The sequence below is a fragment of the Dactylosporangium sp. NPDC005572 genome (genome assembly GCF_040605515.1).
Taxonomy (GTDB): domain Bacteria; phylum Actinomycetota; class Actinomycetes; order Mycobacteriales; family Micromonosporaceae; genus Dactylosporangium.
In genome coordinates this window covers 52,971-73,766 of record NZ_JBEXCY010000011.1, presented here as the reverse complement: position 1 = coordinate 73,766, position 20,796 = coordinate 52,971, and the positions used below count along the sequence as shown (strand labels likewise).

Genomic DNA, 20,796 nt, shown 5'->3' with positions numbered 1-20,796 from the left:
GATCCGATCATCGTCCAGGTCCGCCGGCTCCGGCCGCGGCGGCTGGTGCCCGTCGCCGTGGCGCGGCGGACCCGGCGCTACTGGGCGGCGGCCCGGCGGCAGTGGCGGCGTTCGCTGCAGTTCCGGGTCGTCGGCATCACCCTGTTGCTGTCCGCCACGCTCGTGCTGGCGTTCGGCTACACGGTGGCGTCGCTGATCAGTCAGGGCGTGTTGCAGAGCAAGATCAACACCTCGAAGGACCAGATCGCCAACGGCTCCGACTACGCCGCGCGGGAGCTGGAGGGCTACACCCAGGCCGACGACCCGGGCCTGCCGAACAAGCTGGTCACCGTCGCCGGCTCGCTGGCCAACTCCATGGACGTCGACGGCGCCGCGGTGATCCTGCTGCGGCGCAGCTCGGGCCTTGCCGGCTCATGGCCGGAGCGCGACGCCTACACCGTGATGACGACGCCCGCCATGGAGCCGATGCGCTCCCAGGTCGTCGGCAGCCGCCCGGGCATCTATCAGCAGATCGCCACGCTCGACGTCGGCATGGGTCTGCAGAAGTACCTCGTGCTGGGCGCGCGGGTGGCCACGGCCGGCGAGCCCGTCGAGCTGTATTACCTGCTCCCCCTGAAGGCGGAGGACGACCTCGTCCGGTTCGTCGCCCTGGTCGTCACCGTCACCGGCATCGCGCTCGTCGCGCTGCTCGCCCTGATCGCGGCCATGATGACCCGCCTGGTCGTCAAGCCGGTCCGGGTCGCCGCCCGCACGGCGCAGCGGCTCTCGGCCGGTCTGCTCGACCAGCGCATGCAGGTGAAGGGCGAGGACGACCTGGCCCGGCTGGCCGCCGCGTTCAACCAGATGGCGGCCAACCTGCAGCGCCAGATCGTGCGCCTGGAGGAGATGTCGCGCCTGCAACGCCGGTTCACCTCCGACGTCTCGCACGAGCTGCGCACGCCGCTGACCACCGTCCGGATGGCGGCCGACCTGCTGTTCTCCTCCCGCGAGGACTTCGACCCGGCGGCGGCCCGCAGCGCGGAGCTGTTGCAGGCCGAGCTCGACCGGTTCGAGGGCCTGCTCACCGACCTGCTGGAGATCAGCCGGTTCGACGCCGGGTTCGCGGCGCTCGACGCCGAGCCGACCGACCTGGTGCCGGTGGTGCGGCGGGTCGGCGAGCGGCTCGAGTCGCTCGCCGAGCGCTGCGGGGTCGAGCTGGAGATCGAGACACCCGACACCGAGGTCATCGCCGAGGTCGACCCGCGCCGGGTCGAGCGCATCCTGCGCAACCTGGTCGGCAACGCGGTCGAGCACGGCGAGGGCAAGCCGGTGATCGTGCGACTGTCCGCCGACGGCTCGGCGGTGGCCGTGACCGTCCGCGACCATGGCGTCGGCCTCAAGACGGGGGAGGAGAAGCTGGTGTTCAACCGGTTCTGGCGGGCTGACCCGTCCCGCGCGCGCCAGACCGGCGGCACCGGCCTCGGGCTGTCGATCAGCCTGGAGGACGCCCGCCTGCACGGCGGCTGGCTGGAGGCGTGGGGCGCACCGGGCAAGGGTGCGCAGTTCCGCCTCACCCTGCCGGCCCGCAGCGGCGACCGCCTCGTGTCCTCGCCGCTGCGCCTCGTCCCCGACGACGCCCGCGCCGACGAGGCCGCCCTGATCGGCGAGACCCCGTGACCCCGCCGCGGCCCGGGCGCCGGTGGCTGGGCGCGTTGCTGGCCGTCTGGGCGCTGCTCGGCACGATGCTGGTCGCCGGTTGCGGGCTGCCGGGGGAGACCGAGCCGAAGTACCTGGAGCCGGCCGCCACCGCCAACCCGACGCCCGACCGCGTGCAGCAGCCGCCGTCGCCGACCGGCGCGGCGACCGCGTCCGAGCTGGTCGCGCGCTTCCTGGAGGCGTCGGTCGGCGGCAACCAGGCGGACAGTGCCGAGGCGCGCAACACCACGCAGAACCGGATGCGCGAGTTCATCGCGCCCGACACGCGGGCGAGTTGGCGGCCCGGGCAGGAGCTGGAGGTCGTGCGCGCGGAGTACGAGGCGCAGGAGCCGGTCACCGACCCGAAGGACAGCGGCAAGTGGACGGTGAAGACGACGTTCGAAGTCATCGGGAAGCTCACGCCGACCGGGATGCTCCGCCAGGTCGACGCACCGCCGGAACCCTGGACCGCCGAGGTCGTGACCGTCAACGGTCAGCTGCTGATCGCCAACCCGCTGCAGGGCCGGCTGCTGATCAGCAGCGCCGGCCTGGACCGCTGGTACAACCAGCAGCCGGTGTACTTCTGGGAGTCGCGCAACGACAACCCGAAGCTGGTGCCCGACCTCCGGTACATGTCGAAGCTGCTCTCGCAGGCGCAGAAGGTCCAGGAGGTCCTGGACTGGCTGCGCTCGCCGTCCGATCTCCTCACCCCGGTCGCGACCGGCCTCTCGACCGACATCGAACCCAAGGACATCCCGTCGGCCAGGCAGGACGGGGTCGTCATCAACCTGAGCATCAAGGCCGTCGGCAAGGAGGACGAGGTGCGCCGGGCGGCCCGGCAGATCCGCTGGTCGCTCGAGGGCCATCCACAGGTCACGCTCACGATCGACGGGGCGCGCGACACCGCTTTCACCGCCGACGGGTTCGAGGACGACAACCCGGCCGTCGCCCTCGCCGCCGACACCGACCCGGAGAAGTTCGTCGTGGCCAACAGCTCCGTGCGGCCGGTCGACCTGACGGCCGGGGCACCGGCGCTCTTCGCGGCCGGCGGGGACAACACCGCGGTGGTGTCCGCGGCCATCAACCGGGCGAGGAACCGGGCCGCGCTCGTGCGCGCGGTCGACAAGAAGCAGGTGCTGTACCTCAGCACGCCCGACACCTCGGCGAACCCGCCGAAATACGTGACGTCGGTCCCGGAGGTCAGCGGCGCGTCCCTGACCCGGCCGGTATGGGTCGACCGCCCCACGCCGATGTTCCTCGTCTCGGACGGCACCGATCTGTGGGCCGTCACGCCGCCGACCGCCGCCGACCCGACCCACGCGAAGGCCGAGACCGTCCGTGGTCCGCAGGGTCCTGAGCGGCCCTCGCTCGGCATCACGGCGCTCGCGGTCTCGCCCGAAGGGCGGCGGATCGCGTTCGTCACCGGGTCGACCGTCAAGGTGGCGCCGCTGGCGTACGAGGGCGGCAAGGTCAGCCTCGGCACGTTCCGGACGGTCCGCACCTCGCTCGGCGCCGCCCAGTCGGTCGGCTGGATCACCGAGACGACCCTGGCCGTCGGCGGCAGCCGCAACCCGTACGTGCAGGTCGTGCAGGCGTACTCGCTGGTCTCGATCACCATCGACGGCACGGCCGAGCAGCCGCTGCCGGGGCGTGCGCCGTATGCCACCGCGCAGAACGTGATCACCGAGATGTCGGTGCGCACCGCCGATCCGCGGTCCCAGGCGGGCGCGGGGTTGATCATGTTCGAGTCGAACGGCATCGCGTACACGGTGTACAACGAGGGGATTCGCGCCATCCAGCTCACGCCGGGTCCACAGCCGTCAGCCTCGCCGAGCGGGCAGGCCGGGCCGCCGCCGCAGGCGAAGGCGCCGTTTTACCCGGACTGAGCCGTGTTCCTCGCCGATCTCGTCGACCTGGTGCTGCCGGCCGCCTGCGCCGGTTGCGAACAGCCGGCGCGCGGCCCGCTCTGCGGCCCATGCCGGGCGGCCTTCCACGCGGCCGTCCCGCAGCGCACCCGGCCCGACCCGGAGCCGCCGGGGATGCCGCCGGCGTACGCGCTGGCGGCGTACGCGGGGTCGATGCGCGCGGCCCTGCTGCAGTACAAGGAGAAGGGCCGGCGCGAGCTGGCCCGGGACCTCGGTGAGGCGCTCGCCCGGGTCGTGGTCCGCGCCGTGAGCACACCGGCCCCGGGGCCGCTCAGCGATGCGTCAGCGGGCCGGCCGATCTGGGCGAGTCACGCGCTGCCGGGCCAGCCGCCGCTGGGGGCGAGTCACGCGCTGCCGGGCCAGCCGCCGCTGGGGGCGAGTCACGCGCCGCCGGGCCGGCCACCGATGTGGGCGAGCCACGTATCGCCGGGTCGAGGGGGCTTCGGAGCGCTGGGCACAGAGCTGCGGGCGGCGGGCCAGGTGGCGCTGGTGCCCGTGCCGGCCACGGCGGCGGCCGTGCGGGAGCGGCACGGGGATCACGTGCTGCGGCTGGCCAAGGCCGCTGCCAGGATGCTGCCCAATGCCAGCGTCGTCATGCCGTTGCGGGCACTGCCGAAGCGGGGAGACTCCGCCGAGCTGTCGGCGGCCGAGCGGGCGGTGGCGGCGCGGCAGGCGTTCGCGCTGCGGGCCCGGGGAGCGGCCGAGCTGCGGGCGAGGGTGGCGGACGGTGCGGCCGTGGTCATCGTCGACGACATCGTCACGACCGGGGTGACCCTCGCGGCCGCCGCCGCCTGGGTGGCCCGGGTGACGGGCGGGGGAGCCGTCCCGCGCGCGGCGGTGCTGGCGGCCACGCAACGCCGGTCGGTGCGGTGCGCGGCCCCGCAACAAGCGTGGCGGCCCAGGGATCCGGCGTGAACGCTGAGCGAGTCGTCCGGATCCGCCCCGGCCGGGGGGTTCTGATGGCTACGCAACGTCAGCGTGTGGTGTCGCGCTTCGTGCCCATTTGCACCGAACGTAACTCCTTGCGTTGCGTGGGGTAATCCCCGAGGAGGGTTTCGTAACTCGCCACCCTTGTTCTTGTGAACCAGGGGTGACTAGCGGCTGTCCGCGGTTTAACGTCGAGAGACGACCAATGCTCTGAGTGGCCGAGGCCACGAAGGGAGGACGCTGACACCCGCAGTTTCGGTCGCGTGCCGCGTGGGCTCAGCCTCTGGGGAGGCGCGTTCCGGCCGAGCAGTCCCGACACAACCCGAAACCCGAACCCTGTTTTCTTTGAAGTACCCGTGGGGGAGGTCAGGAGTGGACATCGTCGTCAAGGGCCGCAACGTCGAGGTGCCCGACCACTACCGGCAGCATGTCGCCGACAAGCTGGCCAAGGTCGAGCGATACGACCACAAGCTCATCCGCGTCGACGTCGAGCTGTTTCACGAGCGCAATCCTCGCCAGTCGGACCACTGCCAGCGCGTCGAGATCACGTGCTACTCGCGCGGGCCGGTGATAAGGGCGGAGGCCTGCGCCGCGGACTTCTACAGCGCACTGGACACCGCGATCAACAAGCTGGACAGCCGCCTCAGCCGGGCCGCTGACCGCAGACGTGTCCATCGGGGCCGGCACGCGCCGGTCTCCGTCGCCGCGGCGACCGCGTCACTCGCATTCACACCACCCGAACGGTATTCCACCGCGGCCACCGAGTCCGCGGTGCGCGAAACCGGCGGATTCGACCTGATCGAAGAGGCCGATGACCAGCCGTGGCACATCGTCCGGGAGAAAGAGCACCCGGGCGAGCCGATGACCGTCGACGACGCCCTGTTCCACATGGAACTGCTCGGCCACGACTTCTACCTGTTCAACGACAAGGAGTCGGGCCGGCCCAGCGTGGTCTACCGGCGCCGGGCCTACGACTACGGCGTCATGAGCCTGGGGATGTAAGCACGGACGACGAAGGCGGGCCCGGTGCCAGGGCCCGCCTTCAGTACCGGTGACAGCTCAGGACTTCCAGAGATCCCGGGCCAGGTAGGCCGTGTCCGGGTAGTCGGCGAAGACGCCGTCGAGGCCCGCGGCCAGGAACGTCCTGATCTCGGTCAGGATGTCGCCCCAGGCGTTCGGGTCGGTGCCCGTGCGCAGGTTGAGCGGCAGGAACTGGTTCTCGTTGCGGAACGTCCACGCGTGGACCTTGAGGCCCCGTGCGTGCGCGTCGTTGATGAGCGGCGACGGCTGGAGCAGGTTGCCGGCCGCGTCGCGCGGGATGACCAGGTTCTTGGTGGCGCCCACGCCGTTGGTGAACGTCTTCAGCCAGTCCAGTCCGGCCGGCTTCGCGAGGTCGGCCCAGGTGCGCGGGTCGCCGGAGACCCGGAAGTCGTACGGCTGGCCGACCGCGTCGAGCAGCACGACCGACGGCGTGTCGACCAGGCCGCGGAGCTTCTTGATGCTCGTCGGCTCGAACGACTGGAGGAAGACCGGCGCGTTGCGCCCCGCCAGGTTGTTGCGCTTGAGCACCCGGGCGACGAGCGGCTCCAGGGCGAGCCCGACCGAGGCGAAGTACGTCGGGTGCTTCGTCTCCGGGTACACGCCGATGGTCCGGCCGAGGCGCTTGCCCTCGGCGCGGGCCAGGTCGATGACCTCCTGGAGGGTCGGGATCTCGAAGAGCCCGTTGTAGATGGTGTTGTGCGTGCGCACGGCGGGGAGGCGCTCGACGGCCCGGAGGGTCTTGAGCTCGGCGAGCGTGAAGTCCTCGGTGAAGAAGCCGGTGACCGCGACGCCGTCGACGGTCTTGGTGACCCGGCGCGACGCGAACTGCGGCTTCGAGGCCACGTCCGTGGTGCCGGAGATCTCGTTCTCGTGCCGGGCGACGAGCTGGCCGTCCCTGGTCGGCACCAGGTCGGGCTCGATGAAGTCGGCGCCCATCGCGATGGCCAGGCGGTACGCGGCCAGCGTGTGCTCCGGGCGGTGGCCGCTCGCGCCGCGGTGGCCGATGACCAGCGGGCGGCGGAACGACGTGGAGTCGTGGGCGTGGGCCGCGGTGGGGCTGACGAGGGTGGCGGGGAGGACGGCCGCGCCGGCGGCCGCCCCCATGCCGGAAATCACTGCACGACGACGCATGCGCCTGATGGAAGTTGGCGCACGGCAACATCGGATGACGACTAGGTGGCCGCCGGGCGCAGTTTGGCGAACGCAACGTTGTCGATGCGAGCCCCGTCCGGGCCTGGCAGTTTGCCGGGCTGGATTCCTTCCCGAAGGTAACCGGCCCGCTCCAGCACGCGCTGGGAGGCGACGTTGTCGTCCGCGGTGCCGGCGGTCATCCGGGCCACGCCGATCTCGAAGCCCCAGTCGGTGATCAGCCTCGCCGCCCGGCTGGCGTACCCGTGGCCGCGCGCCTCGGGCGTCAGGCTGTACCCGATCATCGCCTCCCGCAGCAGCGGCTCGTTGTAGAAGAGGGCGATCTCGCCGAGGTAGGCGTCGTCGCCCGCCCGCCGGATCGTGCACTCGGCCCGCCGGCCCTCCAGCCACCGCGACTCGGACTCGGCGCACTGCCGCGCGACGATCGCCGGGTCCATCGGCGTTCCCACGACGGACCGCCCGCTGACGTCCGGGCGGATGCGCATGGTGTACGTGCTGTCGCTGTCCGCCGCGGTCAGCGGGCGCAGGACGACGACGCCGTCGGTGAGCGCGCCGCCGGGGAAGTCGGGCAGGGCGCGCGGCGAGGGGCCGTCGGGGTCGCCGGCCACGCGGGCCCAGACGACCAGGTCGAGCGGCGCGCCCGAGGCGTCCGTGCCGGCCCCGCGGGCGACCCCCTCGCGGGTGTACCCGGCGGCGACCGCCGCCCGCTGGGTCCGGCCGTCCGCCAGGGGCACCTGGAGGTACAACCGCCGGAGTCCGGCGCCGAACAGCTCCTCGGCCGCCGGCAGCGGTCCGTCCAGCGGCAGCAGGAGCTCGGCGACGCCCGTGCCGCGCCCGGCGTGCCGGATCATCGGGTCAGGTCCTTCGCCAGCAGCGTCGCCACCCAGCCGTCGACGCGGACACCCCGCTGCTCGCAGCTTTCCCGCTGTACACCTTCCACCACGAAACCCACTCTCTCCGCGACATGTCGCGATCCGTCGTTGCCCACATGTGCCCGCCAGACGATCCGGCCGAGCGCCAGCCGGTCGAACCCGTACCGGCAGACGGCCCGGGCGGCGGCTGTCATGTATCCCTTGCCGCGCACCCAGGGCGCCGAGCTGTAGCCGATCTCGGCGGTGACCGGGTCGGCCGGGCTGATCCGCAGGTCGATCGTGCCGGCGAACCGGTCGTCGGCGTCGGCCACCACGAACCCGGCGCCGGTGCCGCGCCGCCAGGCGTCGGGGTACCGGTGCTGGATGAAGTCGTGCGCGTGCTCCGGGCCGTAGTCCAGCGGTACCGACGTCCACTCGACCGTGTCCGGGTCGCGGAAGGTCGCCACCACGTCGTCCAGGTCGCTCTCGCGGGCCTGGCGCAGCGTGACCGGGCCGGCCGGGAGCCGCTCGGGCGGGTGGCTGAACGCCTGGGCCCGCCGGGCGCCCGGACGGCCCGGGGCCACCCACGCCGGCGGGGTGTCGCACACCTCACCGGGCAGCAGCACGCCCTGCCAGCCGTCGGTGAAGCCGCCGTCGCGGGTGGGCAGGCCGGCCCGGACGACGCCGTCGAAGGTGAACCCGATCCGCTCGGCCGTCAGGCGGGACGCGTGGTTGCCGACCTCCGCCCGCCAGAGCAGCCGGCGCAGCCGCAGCACCTCGAACGCCCAGTGCGCCACCGCGCGCCCGGCCCGCTCGGCGACCCGCCGCCCGCGCGCCCAGGGGGCCACCCACGTGCCCATCTCCGCGTGCCGTTCGGCCCGGTCGAGCGTGACCAGGCCGCCGGAGCCGAGCAGGTCACCGGTCCGGGCGTCGAACACCCCGAGCGGGGCCGAGGTCTCCGCCGCCCACGACGCCGGCGAGACCACGCTGACGAAGTCGGCGGCGTGTTCGCGCAGGTAGGGGACCGGGACCATGGTCCAGCGCTGGATCAACGGGTCCTGGCACGCCTGGAAGACGCGCTCGGCGTCCTCCGCGTGCCAGGCGCGCAGGACGAGCCCGTCGCCGGTGGTCAGTTCGATCGGCTCCATGACCGCCGATCCTGCCCCATCACTCCCGGTCAGGAGGCGAATATTTCCCCGGTACCTCAGGTGATTTGTCCGGCTATGTCGGCTACTGTCCGTAGAGTGGCGGGACGGGGGCGGCGGTTCGCTCGGAAAGCCGCCTACGATGGGTCGCAGACGTTTGAGGGAGCGCTGACCCGTGTCGATTTTCGAGAGAATCCTCCGCGCCGGCGAGGGCCGCATGGTGCGGCGGTTGAAGGCTGTCGCCGACGCCGTCAACTCGCTGGAGGACGAGTTCGCCGACCTGACCGACGAGGAACTGCGCGGCATGACCGAGCAGTTCAAGGAGCGGCTCGCCGACGGGCAGACGCTGGACGACATCCTGCCGGAGGCGTTCGCGGTCGCGCGCGAGGCCGCCTCCCGGGTCCTCGGCCAGCGCCACTACGACGTGCAGGTGATGGGCGGCGCCGCCCTGCACTACGGCAACATCGCCGAGATGAAGACCGGTGAGGGCAAGACTCTCACCTGTGTGCTCCCCGCGTACCTGAACGCGCTGTCCGGCAAGGGCGTGCACGTCGTCACCACCAACGACTACCTCGCCCAGCGCGACGCCGAGTGGATGGGCCGGGTGCACCGCTTCCTCGGCCTGACGGTCGGCACCGTGCTGCCCAACCAGCCGTCCGCCGCGCACCGGGCCGCCTACGACTGCGACATCACCTACGGCACGAACAACGAGTTCGGCTTCGACTACCTGCGCGACAACATGGCGTGGTCGAAGGAAGAGCTCGTGCAGCGCGGCCACAACTTCGCGATCGTCGACGAGGTCGACTCCATCCTCATCGACGAGGCCCGCACCCCGCTGATCATCGCCGGCCCGGCCGAGCAGTCCGCCCGGTGGTATCAGGAGTTCGCCCGCGTGGTGAACCGGATGAAGCGCGGCAAGGAGCCGGTCAACTCCGGCGACGTCGACCCCACCGCCGACTACACGGTCGACGAGTCGAAGCGCACCATCTCGGTCACCGAGCGCGGCGTGGCCCGGGTCGAGGACCAGCTCGGCATCGACAACCTGTACGAGTCGGTGAACACCCCGCTGGTCGGCTACCTGAACAACGCGATCAAGGCCAAGGAGCTCTACAAGAAGGACAAGGACTACGTCGTCAACGACGGCGAGGTCCTCATCGTCGACGAGTTCACCGGCCGCATCCTCCACGGCCGCCGCTACAACGAGGGCATGCACCAGGCCATCGAGGCCAAGGAGGGCGTGGAGATCAAGCAGGAGAACCAGACGCTCGCGTCGATCACCCTGCAGAACTTCTTCCGCCTGTACGCCAAGCTCTCCGGCATGACCGGCACGGCGCAGACCGAGGCCGCCGAGTTCAACAAGGTCTACAACGTCGGCGTGGTGTCGATCCCGACCCACCGCTCGATGATCCGGCTGGACCACCCGGACGTGATCTACAAGACCGAGAAGGCGAAGTACACAGCCGTGGTCGACGACATCGTCGAGCGGCACGCCCTCGGCCAGCCGATCCTGGTCGGCACGGTCTCCGTCGAGAAGTCCGAGCTGCTCTCGCAGCTGCTGCGCAAGCGGGGCGTCTCGCACGCCGTCCTCAACGCGAAGTTCCACGCCAAGGAGGCGGAGATCATCGCGCAGGCGGGCCGCCGGGGCGCGGTCACCGTCGCGACGAACATGGCCGGCCGCGGCACCGACATCCTCCTGGGCGGCAACGCCGAGTACCTCGCCAACTCCGAGCTGCGCCAGCAGGGCATCACCGAGGAGGAGAGCCCGGAGGAGTACACGAAGGCCTTCGAGGACGCCCTCCCGCGCTGGGAGGAGCTCTGCGACACCGAGTCCGAGGAGGTCGTCGAGGCCGGCGGGCTCTACGTGCTGGGCACCGAGCGGCACGAGTCGCGTCGCATCGACAACCAGCTCCGCGGCCGCTCCGGCCGGCAGGGCGACCCGGGCGAGTCCCGGTTCTACCTGTCGCTGCAGGACGAGCTGATGCGCCGCTTCCGCGCCAGCGCGGTCGAGGCGGTCATGGACCGGTTCAACATCCCCGAGGACGTGCCGATCGAGTCGAAGATGGTCACGCGCCAGATCAAGGGCGCGCAGACCCAGATCGAGGCGCAGAACGCGGAGATCCGCAAGAACGTCCTGAAGTACGACGAGGTCCTCAACAAGCAGCGCAAGGTCATCTACGCCGAGCGCAAGCGCGTGCTCGACGGCGAGGACCTGAGCGAGCAGGTCCGCAACATGATCGACGACGTCGTCGGGGCCTACGCGGTCGGCGCGACCGCGACCGGCGAGACCGCCGAGGACTGGGACCTCGACCAGCTCTGGTTGAGCCTCAAGCAGCTGTACCCCGTGGGCGTCACCATCGAGGACCTGGAGGAGGAGGCCGGCGGCCAGCTCGACCCGGAGTTCCTCCGCGTGCAGCTCATCGAGGACGCGCACGCCGCCTACGACCGGCGCGAGGAGGAGCTCGGCGCGGAGGCCGTCCGCGAGCTGGAGCGCCAGGTGCTGCTCAACGTCATCGACCGCAAGTGGCGCGAGCACCTCTACGAGATGGACTACCTCCAGGAGGGCATCAGCCTGCGGGCCTACGCGCAACGCGACCCCGTGGTCGAGTACCAGCGCGAGGGCTTCGACATGTTCCAGCAGATGCAGGAGGGCATCAAGGAGGAGGCGGTCGGCTTCCTGTTCAACCTTGAGGTCCAGGTCGAGGAGGCCGCGCCGGCCCTGGTCGTGGACGACGAGGTCGACAGCGACGCGGGCACCGCGATCCCGCTGCCGGAGCCGCACGTCGAGATCCGCGCCAAGGGCCTGGGTGGCAACCGCGTGCCGCGCGCCCTGCAGTACTCGGCGCCCACGATCGACGGCGAGGCCGGCGTCGTGATCGAGCAGCAGCAGGAGCAGGCCCCGGCCCTCGGCCTCGGCGGCGACGGGCGCACGTCCCCGTCCGGCAACGGCGGGCGCCGCTCCGGCCCCTCGGCGCCGTCCACCCGCAACCCCTCGCCGGGGCAGGCGGTGGCGAGCAACGGCCCGTCCCGCAACGCGCCGTGCCCGTGCGGCTCGGGCAAGAAGTACAAGCGCTGCCACGGCGCCCCGGGCGGTCCCGCCTGATCCGCTGACAGTTCATGGCACCGCCCGCCCGCGCAGTCTCGCGCCGGCGGGCGGTGCCATGTCCGGGCCGCCATGGCGGCCCGATCCCGCCGTCGATCAGGAGAGGGCCGCGGTCGCCGCGAACGTCGTCGCCGCGGCGGCCAGCATCAGGCTGTGCAGGATCATGTGCTCCAGGTTCGGGCGCGGCCGGTCGCCGATGCGGGGGAGCACGATGATCGTGCTCGCGTACGTCCGGGCGTGCAGCTCCGACCAGGTCGCCCCGGTGCCGGCGGTGGCCCAGGGCGCGGTGACGCCGGCGAGGTACGGCATCCACCACAGCGTCAGGCCGCCGAGGGCGATCAGCACCTCGAGGCCCCCGGCGACGTAGCCGAGCGCGGGCAGCGACAGGATCGCGGCCAGCCCCAGCAGTACCGCCGGCAACGCCATGACCGGCGCGTTCGTCAGCACCTCGGTGCGCTGCTCGGCGCGCTCGGCGTCGCGGACGTTGTTCAGCGGGTAGAGGTCGACCAGCGTCGTGACCAGGTGGTACACGACCGTGGCCAGGATCAGGACCAGAGCGGACACGAGCATGGTGGCGCCTCCCATCAGGTTTACGCTGTAAGCATCGCTAGGATGGCTTACATCGTAAACATCCGTCAAGGGGGTTGCCCGTGCCGAACCGTCCCAGCGGCGCCAAGGCGGGGCTGACCCGCGAGCTCGTGCTCGACGCGGCCCTGGAGTACCTCGACGAGCACGGCCTGCCGGCGCTGTCGATGCGGAAGCTGGGCGCGCGGCTCGGCGTCGAGGCGATGTCGCTGTACCGCCACGTCCCCAACAAGGACGCCCTGCTGGACGGCCTCGTCGACCGGGTCATGGAGCTCGCCTTCGCCGGCCTGGACGACCCGCGGGACGGCTGGGTCCCGTGGATGCGGCAGTTCGCCCACTCGCTGCGGGCCGCCCTGGTGGCCCACCCGGGCGTGCTGCCGCTCGCCGCCACCCGGCCGGTGAACTCGCCCGACGCGCTGCGGATGTCGGAGCGGTGGCTGGCCGCGATGCGGGCCGCCGGGCTGCCGCTCGGGCGGGCCATGGACGTGGTCAACGTGATCGCCACGTTCACCATCGGGCACACCCTCGCCGAAGTCGGCCGCACGCCCGGTCACGAGGGGTCGGAGCCGGACCTCGACCAGCGCTCGGACGAGCTCGACCCGGCCGAGTTCCCCAACCTCACCGAGGTCATCCGGACCCGGGCCGGCCTGGACTTCGACCACCGCTTCACCGAGGCGGTCGACATCCTGCTCGGCGGCTACGCGGCGCTCGACTGACGGCTCAGACCACCTGCAGCAGCATGCAGCGCCAGCCCTGCAGCTGCGGCGGCGGCTGGCCGGCCGGGTCGTGCTCCAGCCGGATCGCCATCGCCCACGCCGTCTCGCCCTGCTCCAGCACCAGGACCGCCTCGGCGATGCCGGGCAGCGGCTCGGTCACCAGCAGCCGGCGGGCCCGCACCAGCCGGCCCTGGCGGGCGGCCTCGGCGGGCCGCATGCGGATCCGGACCGCGCGGCGCATGAGCTGGTCCGTGACGTCGGCGAAGCGGTGCGGATGGGTGAGCGGGCGCAGCTGGGACGCCGGACGGTAGCCGTTGAGCACCTCGACGCACAGGCCGGCGAAGCGGCGGCAGGCGGCGTGCGCGCCGGGCGGGTGCGGGTCGCCGGGGCGGCGCAGCGGCGGCCCGGGCGGCGGCCCCGGCCAGGGCAGCGGCAGCTCGTCGAGGCCGGGCATCGCGGGCGGGGCGGCGCCGACCGGCGGGTCGAGGGGTGGCGCGGCGCGGACGACGACGGACGCCATGGGATGCCCCCGAATCCTTGCGTTTGCGTTCGATTGCCTCCAGCTCAGTGTGGAAAGCGCCACTCCCTCGGAGCAAGCCGCCCGACCGGATCGTCCGGAAACGTCGTTTCAGGCGAGGTCGTCGTCCCCGACGAGCGGGTTGGCGCGCACCCACTCCGCGGTCTCGGCGTACTTGCGCTGGATGTACTCCTCGAGCTTGCTGCGCTCGATCCGCCACTGCCCGCGGCCGCCCACCTTGATCGCCGGCAGCTCCCCGCTGCGGACCATGTGGTACACCTGCGAGGTCGACACGTTCAACTGCTCCGCAACGTCGGCCATGAGCAGGAATCGCGGCTCCATCGCCTCAGTTTGCCATCGACATCCCCCGACCGGCTGTGACGACCTGACAAGCGGGCCGCCGAGGGTGTAGGACAGGGGGCGTGACGACGGACCTCACGCGCGTGTACCTTCCCGCGACCCTCGCCCAGCTCGCCGTGCTGCGGGAGAGCGGCGAGCTGCCGCCGCCCGCCGAGGCGCACGCCGTGACCCCCGCGCTGCGCGAGTGGTACGCGGAGGGGGACGAGGAGGAGCTGGAGTACGTCGCCTTCACCCGGGCCGCGCAGGCCGCCCTGCGGCTGCTGCGCCACGACGGCAAGGCGCCGCGCCGCCGGGTGGTCGTGAGCGCCGACCTGCCCGGCGCGGCGCTCACCATGAACGGGCTCGACCTCGGATCCAGCCGGGTCGAGGTCGGCGGCAAGGTGCCGCTGCGGGTGGTCGCGGCGATCCACGTGGACGGCGCCGACGCGGAGGCCGACGTCGCCGCGGCGGCCGAGGTCGTCGAGGAGGCCGAGGCCGGCGACCCCGACGCGCAGTTCACCGTGGACGGTGCCGAGGACCACGAGCTGGAGTGGTACGACCCGTCGGAGCTCGACCAGCTCGTCAGCTGACAACTGGGTCAGTCAGGGCGGCGCATGGTGCGCCCGACGGCGACCATCGCCGTGAAGGCGCCCGCGAAGAACACGATCATGCCGTGGTTGACCTGCTCGGGCAGGCGGTTGAAGACGATCTGCGCGTCGAAGCTGCTGTAGTCCTCGATGATCCCGGTGAGCGGCAGGCGGCCGATCCAGCCGAGCAGGGTGGCGCCGAGCTCGAGCACGCCCGGGATGGCGCCGGCCAGCAGATAGGCCGGCCAGGGCAGGGTCAGCCCGGTGCGGCGCAGGAAGACGTACGCCACCAGGCCGCCCAGCACGCCGCTGACGATCGACGTCGTGAGCTGCAGGCGCGCCGCGGCCTCGGCCATCGTCCCGACGGTCTCCTGGTTGCCGAACAGGTCGACGAGGTCGTTCTGGAAGTACGCCACCAGCAGCCCGATGGCGCTGACCGTGACGCCGCCGGCGACACCTGCCGCGACCGAGCTGATCGGCCGGATCGCGGCGAACGCGCCGCCGAGCACGCCGGTGACCGCGGCGACCGCGGCCACGAAGGCGACCGAAGGGCCGTTGTGGTACGCCGCGATCGTCCCGCCCAGCGACAGGAGGCCGACCGGCAGGCCGCCGAGGGCGCCGTACAGCAGCCGCGACGGCACCCGGGCCAGGTCGGCGACCCGGCCGATCGCCACGACCCCGAGCGCCGCGCCGGCCAGCACCGTCGCGACCAGGATGCTCGGCAGCACCAGCGCCGCCAGGGTCGTGATGAGGAACTCGCTGGACGCACCCGAGATGACGGTCCAGGCAGAGAAGAGGGTGAGCAGGAGCAGCAGGAGGGCCAGCACGGCCACGATCAAGGCGCCCGACGGCCGCTGGACATCGGTCGGTTCGGCCACCTCAGCACGTTTGGCTCCCACGTCCATGGAGAGTACGCGAGCCCGGATGACGGCCGAGCGGGCGTGCAAGGATGAGAGGAACCCCAAGCCGATGATGACATGGGAGACCCTCATGGATGGCCTGTCCACCGTGCCCGAGCCGAAGAACGAGCCGGTCCACGGTTACGCCCCCGGCACCCCCGAGCGGGCCGCACTCCAGCGCCGGCTGACCGAGCTGGCCGCCGACAAGCTCGACCTGACCATGACGATCGGCGGCGAGCAGCGGATGGCCGCGGGCGCGCCGATCGACGTCGTCCAGCCCCACCGCCACCGGCACGTGCTCGGCGTGACCGGCAACGCCACCACCGACGACGCGGCCCGGGCCGTCGCCGCGGCCAAGGCGGCCGCCCCGGCCTGGCGCGACCTGCCCTTCGACGAGCGGGCGGCCGTGTTCCTGCGGGCCGCCGACCTGCTGTCCGGACCGTGGCGCGACACCCTCAACGCGGCGACGATGCTCGGGCAGTCGAAGACCGCGATCCAGGCCGAGATCGACGCGGCCTGCGAGCTCATCGACTTCCTGCGGTTCAACGTGTACTTCGGGCAGCGGATCCTGCAGGACCAGCCGAACTCGTCGGCGGGTGTCTGGAACCGGTTCGACCACCGGCCGCTGGAGGGCTTCGTCTACGCGATCACGCCGTTCAACTTCACCGCGATCGCCGGCAACCTGCCCACCGCGCCGGCCCTCATGGGCAACACCGTCGTGTGGAAGCCCTCGCCGACGCAGCAGTTCGCGGCGCACTTCACGATGCGCCTGTTCGAGGCGGCCGGCCTGCCGCCCGGCGTGATCAACCTGGTCACCGGCGACGGCCTGGCCGTGTCCGAGGTCGCCCTGGCCGACGCCGACCTGGCCGGCATCCACTTCACCGGCTCGACCGCGGTGTTCCGCACGCTCAACAAGACCGTCGCCGGGAACCTCGAGCGGTACCGCTCCTACCCGCGCATCGTGGGCGAGACCGGCGGCAAGGACTTCGTCGTCGCGCATCCGTCCGCCGACCCGAAGGCGCTGGTCACGGCCCTGATCCGGGGCGCGTTCGAGTACCAGGGGCAGAAGTGCTCCGCGGCCTCCCGCGCGTACGTGCCGAGCAGCCTGTGGAAGGTGATCAAGGACGACCTCGTCGCCACCGCCGACGGGCTCGCATACGGCGACGTGACCGACCTGTCCAACTTCGGCGGCGCCGTCATCGACCGGCGGGCCTTCGAGCGGATCGCCGGCGCCCTCGACCGGATCAAGAACTCGCCGTCGTGCACGGTCGTCGCCGGCGGCACGACCGACGACGCGGAGGGCTTCTTCGTCCGCCCGACGATCGTCGAGAGCACCGACCCCACGCACGAGGTCTTCACGACGGAGTACTTCGGCCCGGTCCTCGGCGTGCACGTGTACCCCGACGCCGACTACGACGCCGTCGTCGCCCAGGCCGAGTCGGTCGCGCCCTACGCGCTCACCGGCTCGATCTTCGCCACCGACCGGCAGGCGATCGAGCGGGCCGCGCACACGCTGCGCTTCGCCGCCGGCAACTTCTACGTCAACGACAAGCCGACCGGGGCCGTCGTCGGCCAGCAGCCGTTCGGCGGTGCGCGGGCCTCGGGCACCAACGACAAGGCCGGCTCCTGGCACAACCTGCTGCGCTGGACGTCGCCGCGCACGATCAAGGAGACGTTCGTGCCGCCGACCGACCACCGCTACCCGCACATGGGCTAGTCCCCCCGCGGCCGGGCGACCGCGACGATCTTGTCGAGCGTGAAGGCACGATCGTCGCGGCGCAGCCGGCAGAAGGCCTCGATCACCGAGCCGGCGAGCTCGGCGTTCTCGATGACGCGGTCGGACGTGCGCCCGGCCGCGTCGACGTACCGGATCCAGACCGGCGTGCCGTGCTCCACCGCGTCGGCGAGCAGCCGCGCCTGGTCGGACCGCAGCTGGGGCGCCTTCTCCTGGATCTGCTCCAGCGGTGCGGCATTTCGCGGCAGCGGTACCGAGAGCCGGCGCGCCAGCTCGCCCGCGTCCACGACCGGCCGGCTCCGGCGCACGCTGACCGCGTCGTCGCCGATCAGGGCCGCGTAGCCGGCGGACCGCAGCGCCGCGACCGTGTCCACAGTGGACCTCGTCGAGCCGGCCACGGTCGGGGCGAGCCGGACCAGGCGCAGCGCGGCGACGACCTCGTCGAGCAGCGCGGCGTCGTCGCTGAGCACGACGCTGCCGACGGTCCGCACGCGCAGGTCGGCGGCCGGCTCGGGCAGGAGCCGGGCGGCCACCTCGGCGACCCGGCCCTCGGCCAGGGCCCGGCCGAGCGGGCTGATCCCGCCGAGCGCGCCGACGCCCAGCACCTCGGCCTCGGCGAGGACGCCGGCCACGGTGTCGCCGAGGTCGTCCGCCGCGCGGGAGGGCAGCGGCGCGGTCCAGCGCACCAGCGGCGCGAGCGCGGCCGGGTCGGGCACCGCGGTGTCCGGCGGGAGGTCGTTCAGCACCCGGACCACCACCTGCCGCAGCGCCGGGCCGGTCCACCAGGCGTCGAGCAGCCGGGCGAGCCGCTCGGCGGGCGGCGCGCCGCCGAACCCGGCGTAGGCGGCGGTCGGCCGCAGCCGCAGGCCGTCGGGCCCGAGCAGGCCGGCGGCCAGCACCAGCTCGGCGTGCAGCGGGCCGACGCCGAGGCGGGTCAGCTCGCGGGCCGCGACGCCGCCGTCGGACCGCTGCGCGAGGGGGCGCTCGGCGGCCTCGTCGAGCAGCGCCGAGACGCGCTCCAGCAGCCCCTGCGCGGCCTCGGCGGCGGCGGCCCGGATCGCCGTGCGATCGGCGGGTGCCAGCGGTGGACCGGGCGGTACCGGCTCGAACGGCTCCTCGGGCGCCCGCCGCGCGGTGGCGTCGACCATCAGGTGCTCCGGCGTCCACAGCCGGTCGCCGTCCGGCCAGACCAGCGCGCGCTGGGCGAGCACCCGCAGCGTGGCGTCGAGGGCCGTGTCGTCGGGTGCGCGCTCCAGCGCCGCCGCCAGTGCCGTCCGGTCGGCCGGGACGCCCAGCCGGGCCAGGGCCTCGATCACCTGCAGGGCCGGCAGCGGCAGCCGGGCCACCACCTCGTCGAGCCCGGCGCGGGCCGAGAGCCGGGCCGCGAGCTGGGTCAGGTCGGCGGGGGCGGGCGGGGTCAGCGCGTCGGGACGCCGCCGGAGCACCTCCGCGAGCTCGTCCGCGTCCAGTTCCCGCAGCCAGGCAACCAGTGCGCCTCTCGTCACGACAGGTGACCCTATAGCAGCCAGGCCGAGCTGCGGTTCCTCAGGATGACTCCCTTCTTTGTGCCAACGGCCCGGCCCGGGCGGCCGGTCGCATCGACGTGGGCCTAACGTCGCAGCTGAGGGGGAGGGACGGCCATGAAGACGGTCACCGGCGCAAAGACGGTTCTCGGCAACCGCTACCGGCTCGAGTCGGAGGTCGCCCGCGGCGCCATCGGTGCGGTCTGGCGGGCGTTCGACGAGGAGACGAAGGAGTACGTGGCGGTCAAGCTGCTGCGGACGGAGGCGGCCGAGGTGCCCGAGCTCGTCGACGGCTTCCTCGGCGAGGCGGAGCTGCTCGCCGGGCTCGACCATCCGTCCGTGATCAGGGTCAGGAACCTGATCACCGGCAACGGGGTCATGGCCATCGCCATGGAGCTCGTCCCCGGCCCCGACCTGCGCCGCCGGCTGCGCGCCGAGGGCCCGCTGCCCCCGGCCGTCGCCGCCGAGGTCGTCGCCCAGGTGGCCGACGCGCTCGCCTACGTCCACGGCGCCGGGATCGTCCACGGCGACGTCAAGCCCGGCAACCTGCTGGTGCCGCTCGACGGCGGGCCGGTGCGCCTCGCCGACTTCGGCGTCGCCCGGCGCCTCGACAAGCCGGCCGGCCCGACCCACGCGACGCCCGAGTACGTCGCGCCGGAGGTCGTCGCCGGCGGCTCGCCCAGCCCCGCCTCCGACGTGTACGCGCTCGGCGTGGTGCTCTTCGAGCTGATCTGCGGCCGCAGCCCGTACCGTGGGGGCTCCCCGAACGACGTCCTGCGCCGGCACGCCGACTGCGTCCCGGTGCCGCCGCCCGGGATGCCGGCCGCGCTCTGGCCGATCATCGAGGGGTGCATGGAGCTCGACCCGCGCATGCGCCCGGCGGCGGCCGCGATCGTCGGCCGGCTGCGGGTCGCCGAGGGTGCCCTCGACGGGTTCGAGCCGCTGCCCCGCCTGCCCGCGGAGGCCGTGACGTTCTGGCAGCGCTCGGCCGAGCAGACCGCGCCGGTGCAGTTCCCGGTGCGGCGGGTCGACTGGGTGCCGCTGCCGACCGCGCCGACGTCGCCGGCGGCCGCGTCGGTGAACCTGATGATGGCGGTGCCGATCGGGGAGCTGCCGACCGAGCCGCACGGGGTGGCCGACCTGCCTACCGAGCAGTACGCGACGCCGTCGTCGGTTGAGGAGGCGCCGACGCAGGTGCTCTCCTCGGAGCCGGTGGCGTCGGTGGCCGCACAGCCTGTGGCCTCTTCGTTGATGGCTCCTTCGCCGACGGCCGCAGAGCCTGACGCTTCAGAGTCGATGGTCTCAGAGCTGGTGGTCGAGGGGCCGGTCGCTTCCGAGGACGAGCCGCGGCTCCCCGAGCCGGGGCTGCCCCTGTGGGCCGAGCCCCCGGCAGAACACGAGCCCCTTTCGCCTCCGGTCGTCGCCGCACCGGTCATCCCCACCCAGCGGACCGCGTCGCCCGACGAGCCGCCGACCGCGCTGCGGTTCGACAACGCGCCGGTCATGGAGGAGCCGCCGACCGCGGTCGTGGCCGCTCCCGTCGCCGGCCCCGGGTCCGGGCCCGCCGAGCCGACCGCGGTCGTCGCCCTGCCTGTAGTGCCTCCTGTTGCCGACGAACCGGACGAAAAGGACTACCCCGAGTGGTTGACCGCGCCGGGGAGCGGTGAGCCGGCCACCACCGATCACCGGGAGCCTGGCCGGCGGCCGCAGCCGCGCGTGCTCGCCGCCGTCGGTGCCGGCGTGGTGCTGGTGGTGCTGCTGGTGGGCGGGTTGCTGCTGTCCGGCGCGCTGGGCGGCGGCTCGGGGCGCACCCCGGAACAGGTGAACGGGACGTCGCCCGCGCCGGCCCCCGCCGGCTCGGGCGGGCCGAGCGCCGAGCCGACGCCGGGGCCGGGCTCCGCCGAGCCGTCGGACGCGGGAGCGTCGTCGGCGCCGGGGAAGCAGCCGACGAAGCAGCCGTCCTCGGTACCGTCGCCGAACCCGTCCGGAACCGGACTCCCCGGGATCGGTGACCCGATGCCGACCTTCCCGTCGATGCCGGCGTTCCCGACCATGCCGTCGTTCGGTCGGTCCTAACTCGACA

The 20,796-nt window shown here is 72.9% G+C and carries 17 protein-coding genes; 9 read left to right on the top strand and 8 right to left on the bottom strand.

Features of this window, described 5'->3' with window-relative positions; translation table 11 throughout:
* Positions 1-45 precede the first annotated feature (45 nt).
* The 4 genes from mtrB (at position 46) to raiA (ending at position 5,528) form a co-directional block, all read left to right on the top strand.
* A complete protein-coding gene (mtrB, locus tag ABZS66_RS08695; protein WP_354756546.1) occupies positions 46-1,656 on the top strand; it encodes an MtrAB system histidine kinase MtrB in 1,611 nt (536 codons plus the stop codon).
* On the top strand, positions 1,653-3,560 hold the full coding sequence (locus ABZS66_RS08690) for an LpqB family beta-propeller domain-containing protein (protein ID WP_354756493.1): 1,908 nt from the start codon (positions 1,653-1,655) through the stop codon (positions 3,558-3,560). The genes mtrB and ABZS66_RS08690 overlap by 4 nt, the downstream gene beginning before the upstream one ends.
* A 3-nt stretch (positions 3,561-3,563) precedes the next feature.
* The gene (locus ABZS66_RS08685; RefSeq protein ID WP_354756492.1) at positions 3,564-4,514 is read left to right on the top strand and encodes a hypothetical protein; all 951 of its coding nucleotides are present in this window, start codon (positions 3,564-3,566) and stop codon (positions 4,512-4,514) included.
* 384 nt (positions 4,515-4,898) lie between these two features.
* The gene (raiA, locus tag ABZS66_RS08680) at positions 4,899-5,528 is read left to right on the top strand and encodes a ribosome-associated translation inhibitor RaiA (protein ID WP_354756490.1); all 630 of its coding nucleotides are present in this window, start codon (positions 4,899-4,901) and stop codon (positions 5,526-5,528) included.
* A 57-nt stretch (positions 5,529-5,585) separates the two neighbouring features.
* Here the strand turns inward: raiA and ABZS66_RS08675 are convergent, their stop codons facing one another.
* The 3 genes from ABZS66_RS08675 to ABZS66_RS08665 are packed head-to-tail and all read right to left on the bottom strand — an operon-like array spanning position 5,586 to position 8,715.
* Positions 5,586-6,698 carry a glycerophosphodiester phosphodiesterase gene (locus ABZS66_RS08675; RefSeq protein WP_354756488.1) on the bottom strand — a complete coding sequence of 371 codons (1,113 nt, stop codon included), beginning with the start codon at positions 6,696-6,698 and terminating at the stop codon, positions 5,586-5,588.
* Between the two features lie 41 nt (positions 6,699-6,739).
* Entirely contained in the window at positions 6,740-7,567 is an 828-nt protein-coding gene (locus ABZS66_RS08670; protein ID WP_354756487.1) for a GNAT family N-acetyltransferase, read from the bottom strand.
* On the bottom strand, positions 7,564-8,715 hold the full coding sequence (locus tag ABZS66_RS08665) for a GNAT family N-acetyltransferase (protein WP_354756485.1): 1,152 nt from the start codon (positions 8,713-8,715) through the stop codon (positions 7,564-7,566). The genes ABZS66_RS08670 and ABZS66_RS08665 overlap by 4 nt, the downstream gene beginning before the upstream one ends.
* 172 nt (positions 8,716-8,887) lie before the next feature.
* Between ABZS66_RS08665 and secA the strand changes: the two genes are divergently transcribed.
* A complete protein-coding gene (gene secA / locus ABZS66_RS08660; protein ID WP_354756483.1) occupies positions 8,888-11,812 on the top strand; it encodes a preprotein translocase subunit SecA in 2,925 nt (974 codons plus the stop codon).
* 96 nt (positions 11,813-11,908) lie between these two features.
* Here the strand turns inward: secA and ABZS66_RS08655 are convergent, their stop codons facing one another.
* Positions 11,909-12,397, bottom strand: coding sequence for a hypothetical protein (locus ABZS66_RS08655; protein WP_354756481.1), 489 nt, complete (start codon positions 12,395-12,397; stop codon positions 11,909-11,911).
* Between the two features lie 65 nt (positions 12,398-12,462).
* Here ABZS66_RS08655 and ABZS66_RS08650 point away from each other — a divergent pair, with 65 nt between their 5' ends.
* Positions 12,463-13,113 carry a TetR/AcrR family transcriptional regulator C-terminal domain-containing protein gene (locus tag ABZS66_RS08650; protein WP_354756479.1) on the top strand — a complete coding sequence of 217 codons (651 nt, stop codon included), beginning with the start codon at positions 12,463-12,465 and terminating at the stop codon, positions 13,111-13,113.
* 4 nt (positions 13,114-13,117) lie between these two features.
* Here the strand turns inward: ABZS66_RS08650 and ABZS66_RS08645 are convergent, their stop codons facing one another.
* The gene (locus ABZS66_RS08645; protein WP_354756477.1) at positions 13,118-13,633 is read right to left on the bottom strand and encodes an Rv3235 family protein; all 516 of its coding nucleotides are present in this window, start codon (positions 13,631-13,633) and stop codon (positions 13,118-13,120) included.
* Positions 13,634-13,741: 108 nt separating this feature from the next.
* Positions 13,742-13,972, bottom strand: coding sequence for a helix-turn-helix domain-containing protein (locus ABZS66_RS08640; RefSeq protein ID WP_354756475.1), 231 nt, complete (start codon positions 13,970-13,972; stop codon positions 13,742-13,744).
* Positions 13,973-14,052: 80 nt separating this feature from the next.
* On the opposite strand from ABZS66_RS08640, the gene ABZS66_RS08635 reads away from it, so the two are divergent.
* Positions 14,053-14,559 carry a hypothetical protein gene (locus ABZS66_RS08635; RefSeq protein WP_354756473.1) on the top strand — a complete coding sequence of 169 codons (507 nt, stop codon included), beginning with the start codon at positions 14,053-14,055 and terminating at the stop codon, positions 14,557-14,559.
* 8 nt (positions 14,560-14,567) lie between these two features.
* Here ABZS66_RS08635 and ABZS66_RS08630 read toward each other — a convergent pair whose 3' ends face one another.
* Positions 14,568-15,434 (bottom strand): hypothetical protein, encoded by an 867-nt coding sequence (locus tag ABZS66_RS08630; protein ID WP_354756471.1) that lies wholly within the window; start codon positions 15,432-15,434, stop codon positions 14,568-14,570.
* A gap of 112 nt (positions 15,435-15,546) precedes the next feature.
* Between ABZS66_RS08630 and pruA the strand changes: the two genes are divergently transcribed.
* The gene (gene pruA / locus ABZS66_RS08625; RefSeq protein WP_354756469.1) at positions 15,547-17,172 is read left to right on the top strand and encodes an L-glutamate gamma-semialdehyde dehydrogenase; all 1,626 of its coding nucleotides are present in this window, start codon (positions 15,547-15,549) and stop codon (positions 17,170-17,172) included.
* Here pruA and ABZS66_RS08620 read toward each other — a convergent pair.
* On the bottom strand, positions 17,169-18,695 hold the full coding sequence (locus ABZS66_RS08620; protein ID WP_354756468.1) for a hypothetical protein: 1,527 nt from the start codon (positions 18,693-18,695) through the stop codon (positions 17,169-17,171). The genes pruA and ABZS66_RS08620 overlap by 4 nt on opposite strands.
* A 135-nt stretch (positions 18,696-18,830) precedes the next feature.
* Here ABZS66_RS08620 and ABZS66_RS08615 point away from each other — a divergent pair, with 135 nt between their 5' ends.
* Positions 18,831-20,789, top strand: coding sequence for a protein kinase (locus tag ABZS66_RS08615; protein WP_354756466.1), 1,959 nt, complete (start codon positions 18,831-18,833; stop codon positions 20,787-20,789).
* Positions 20,790-20,796 lie beyond the last annotated feature (7 nt).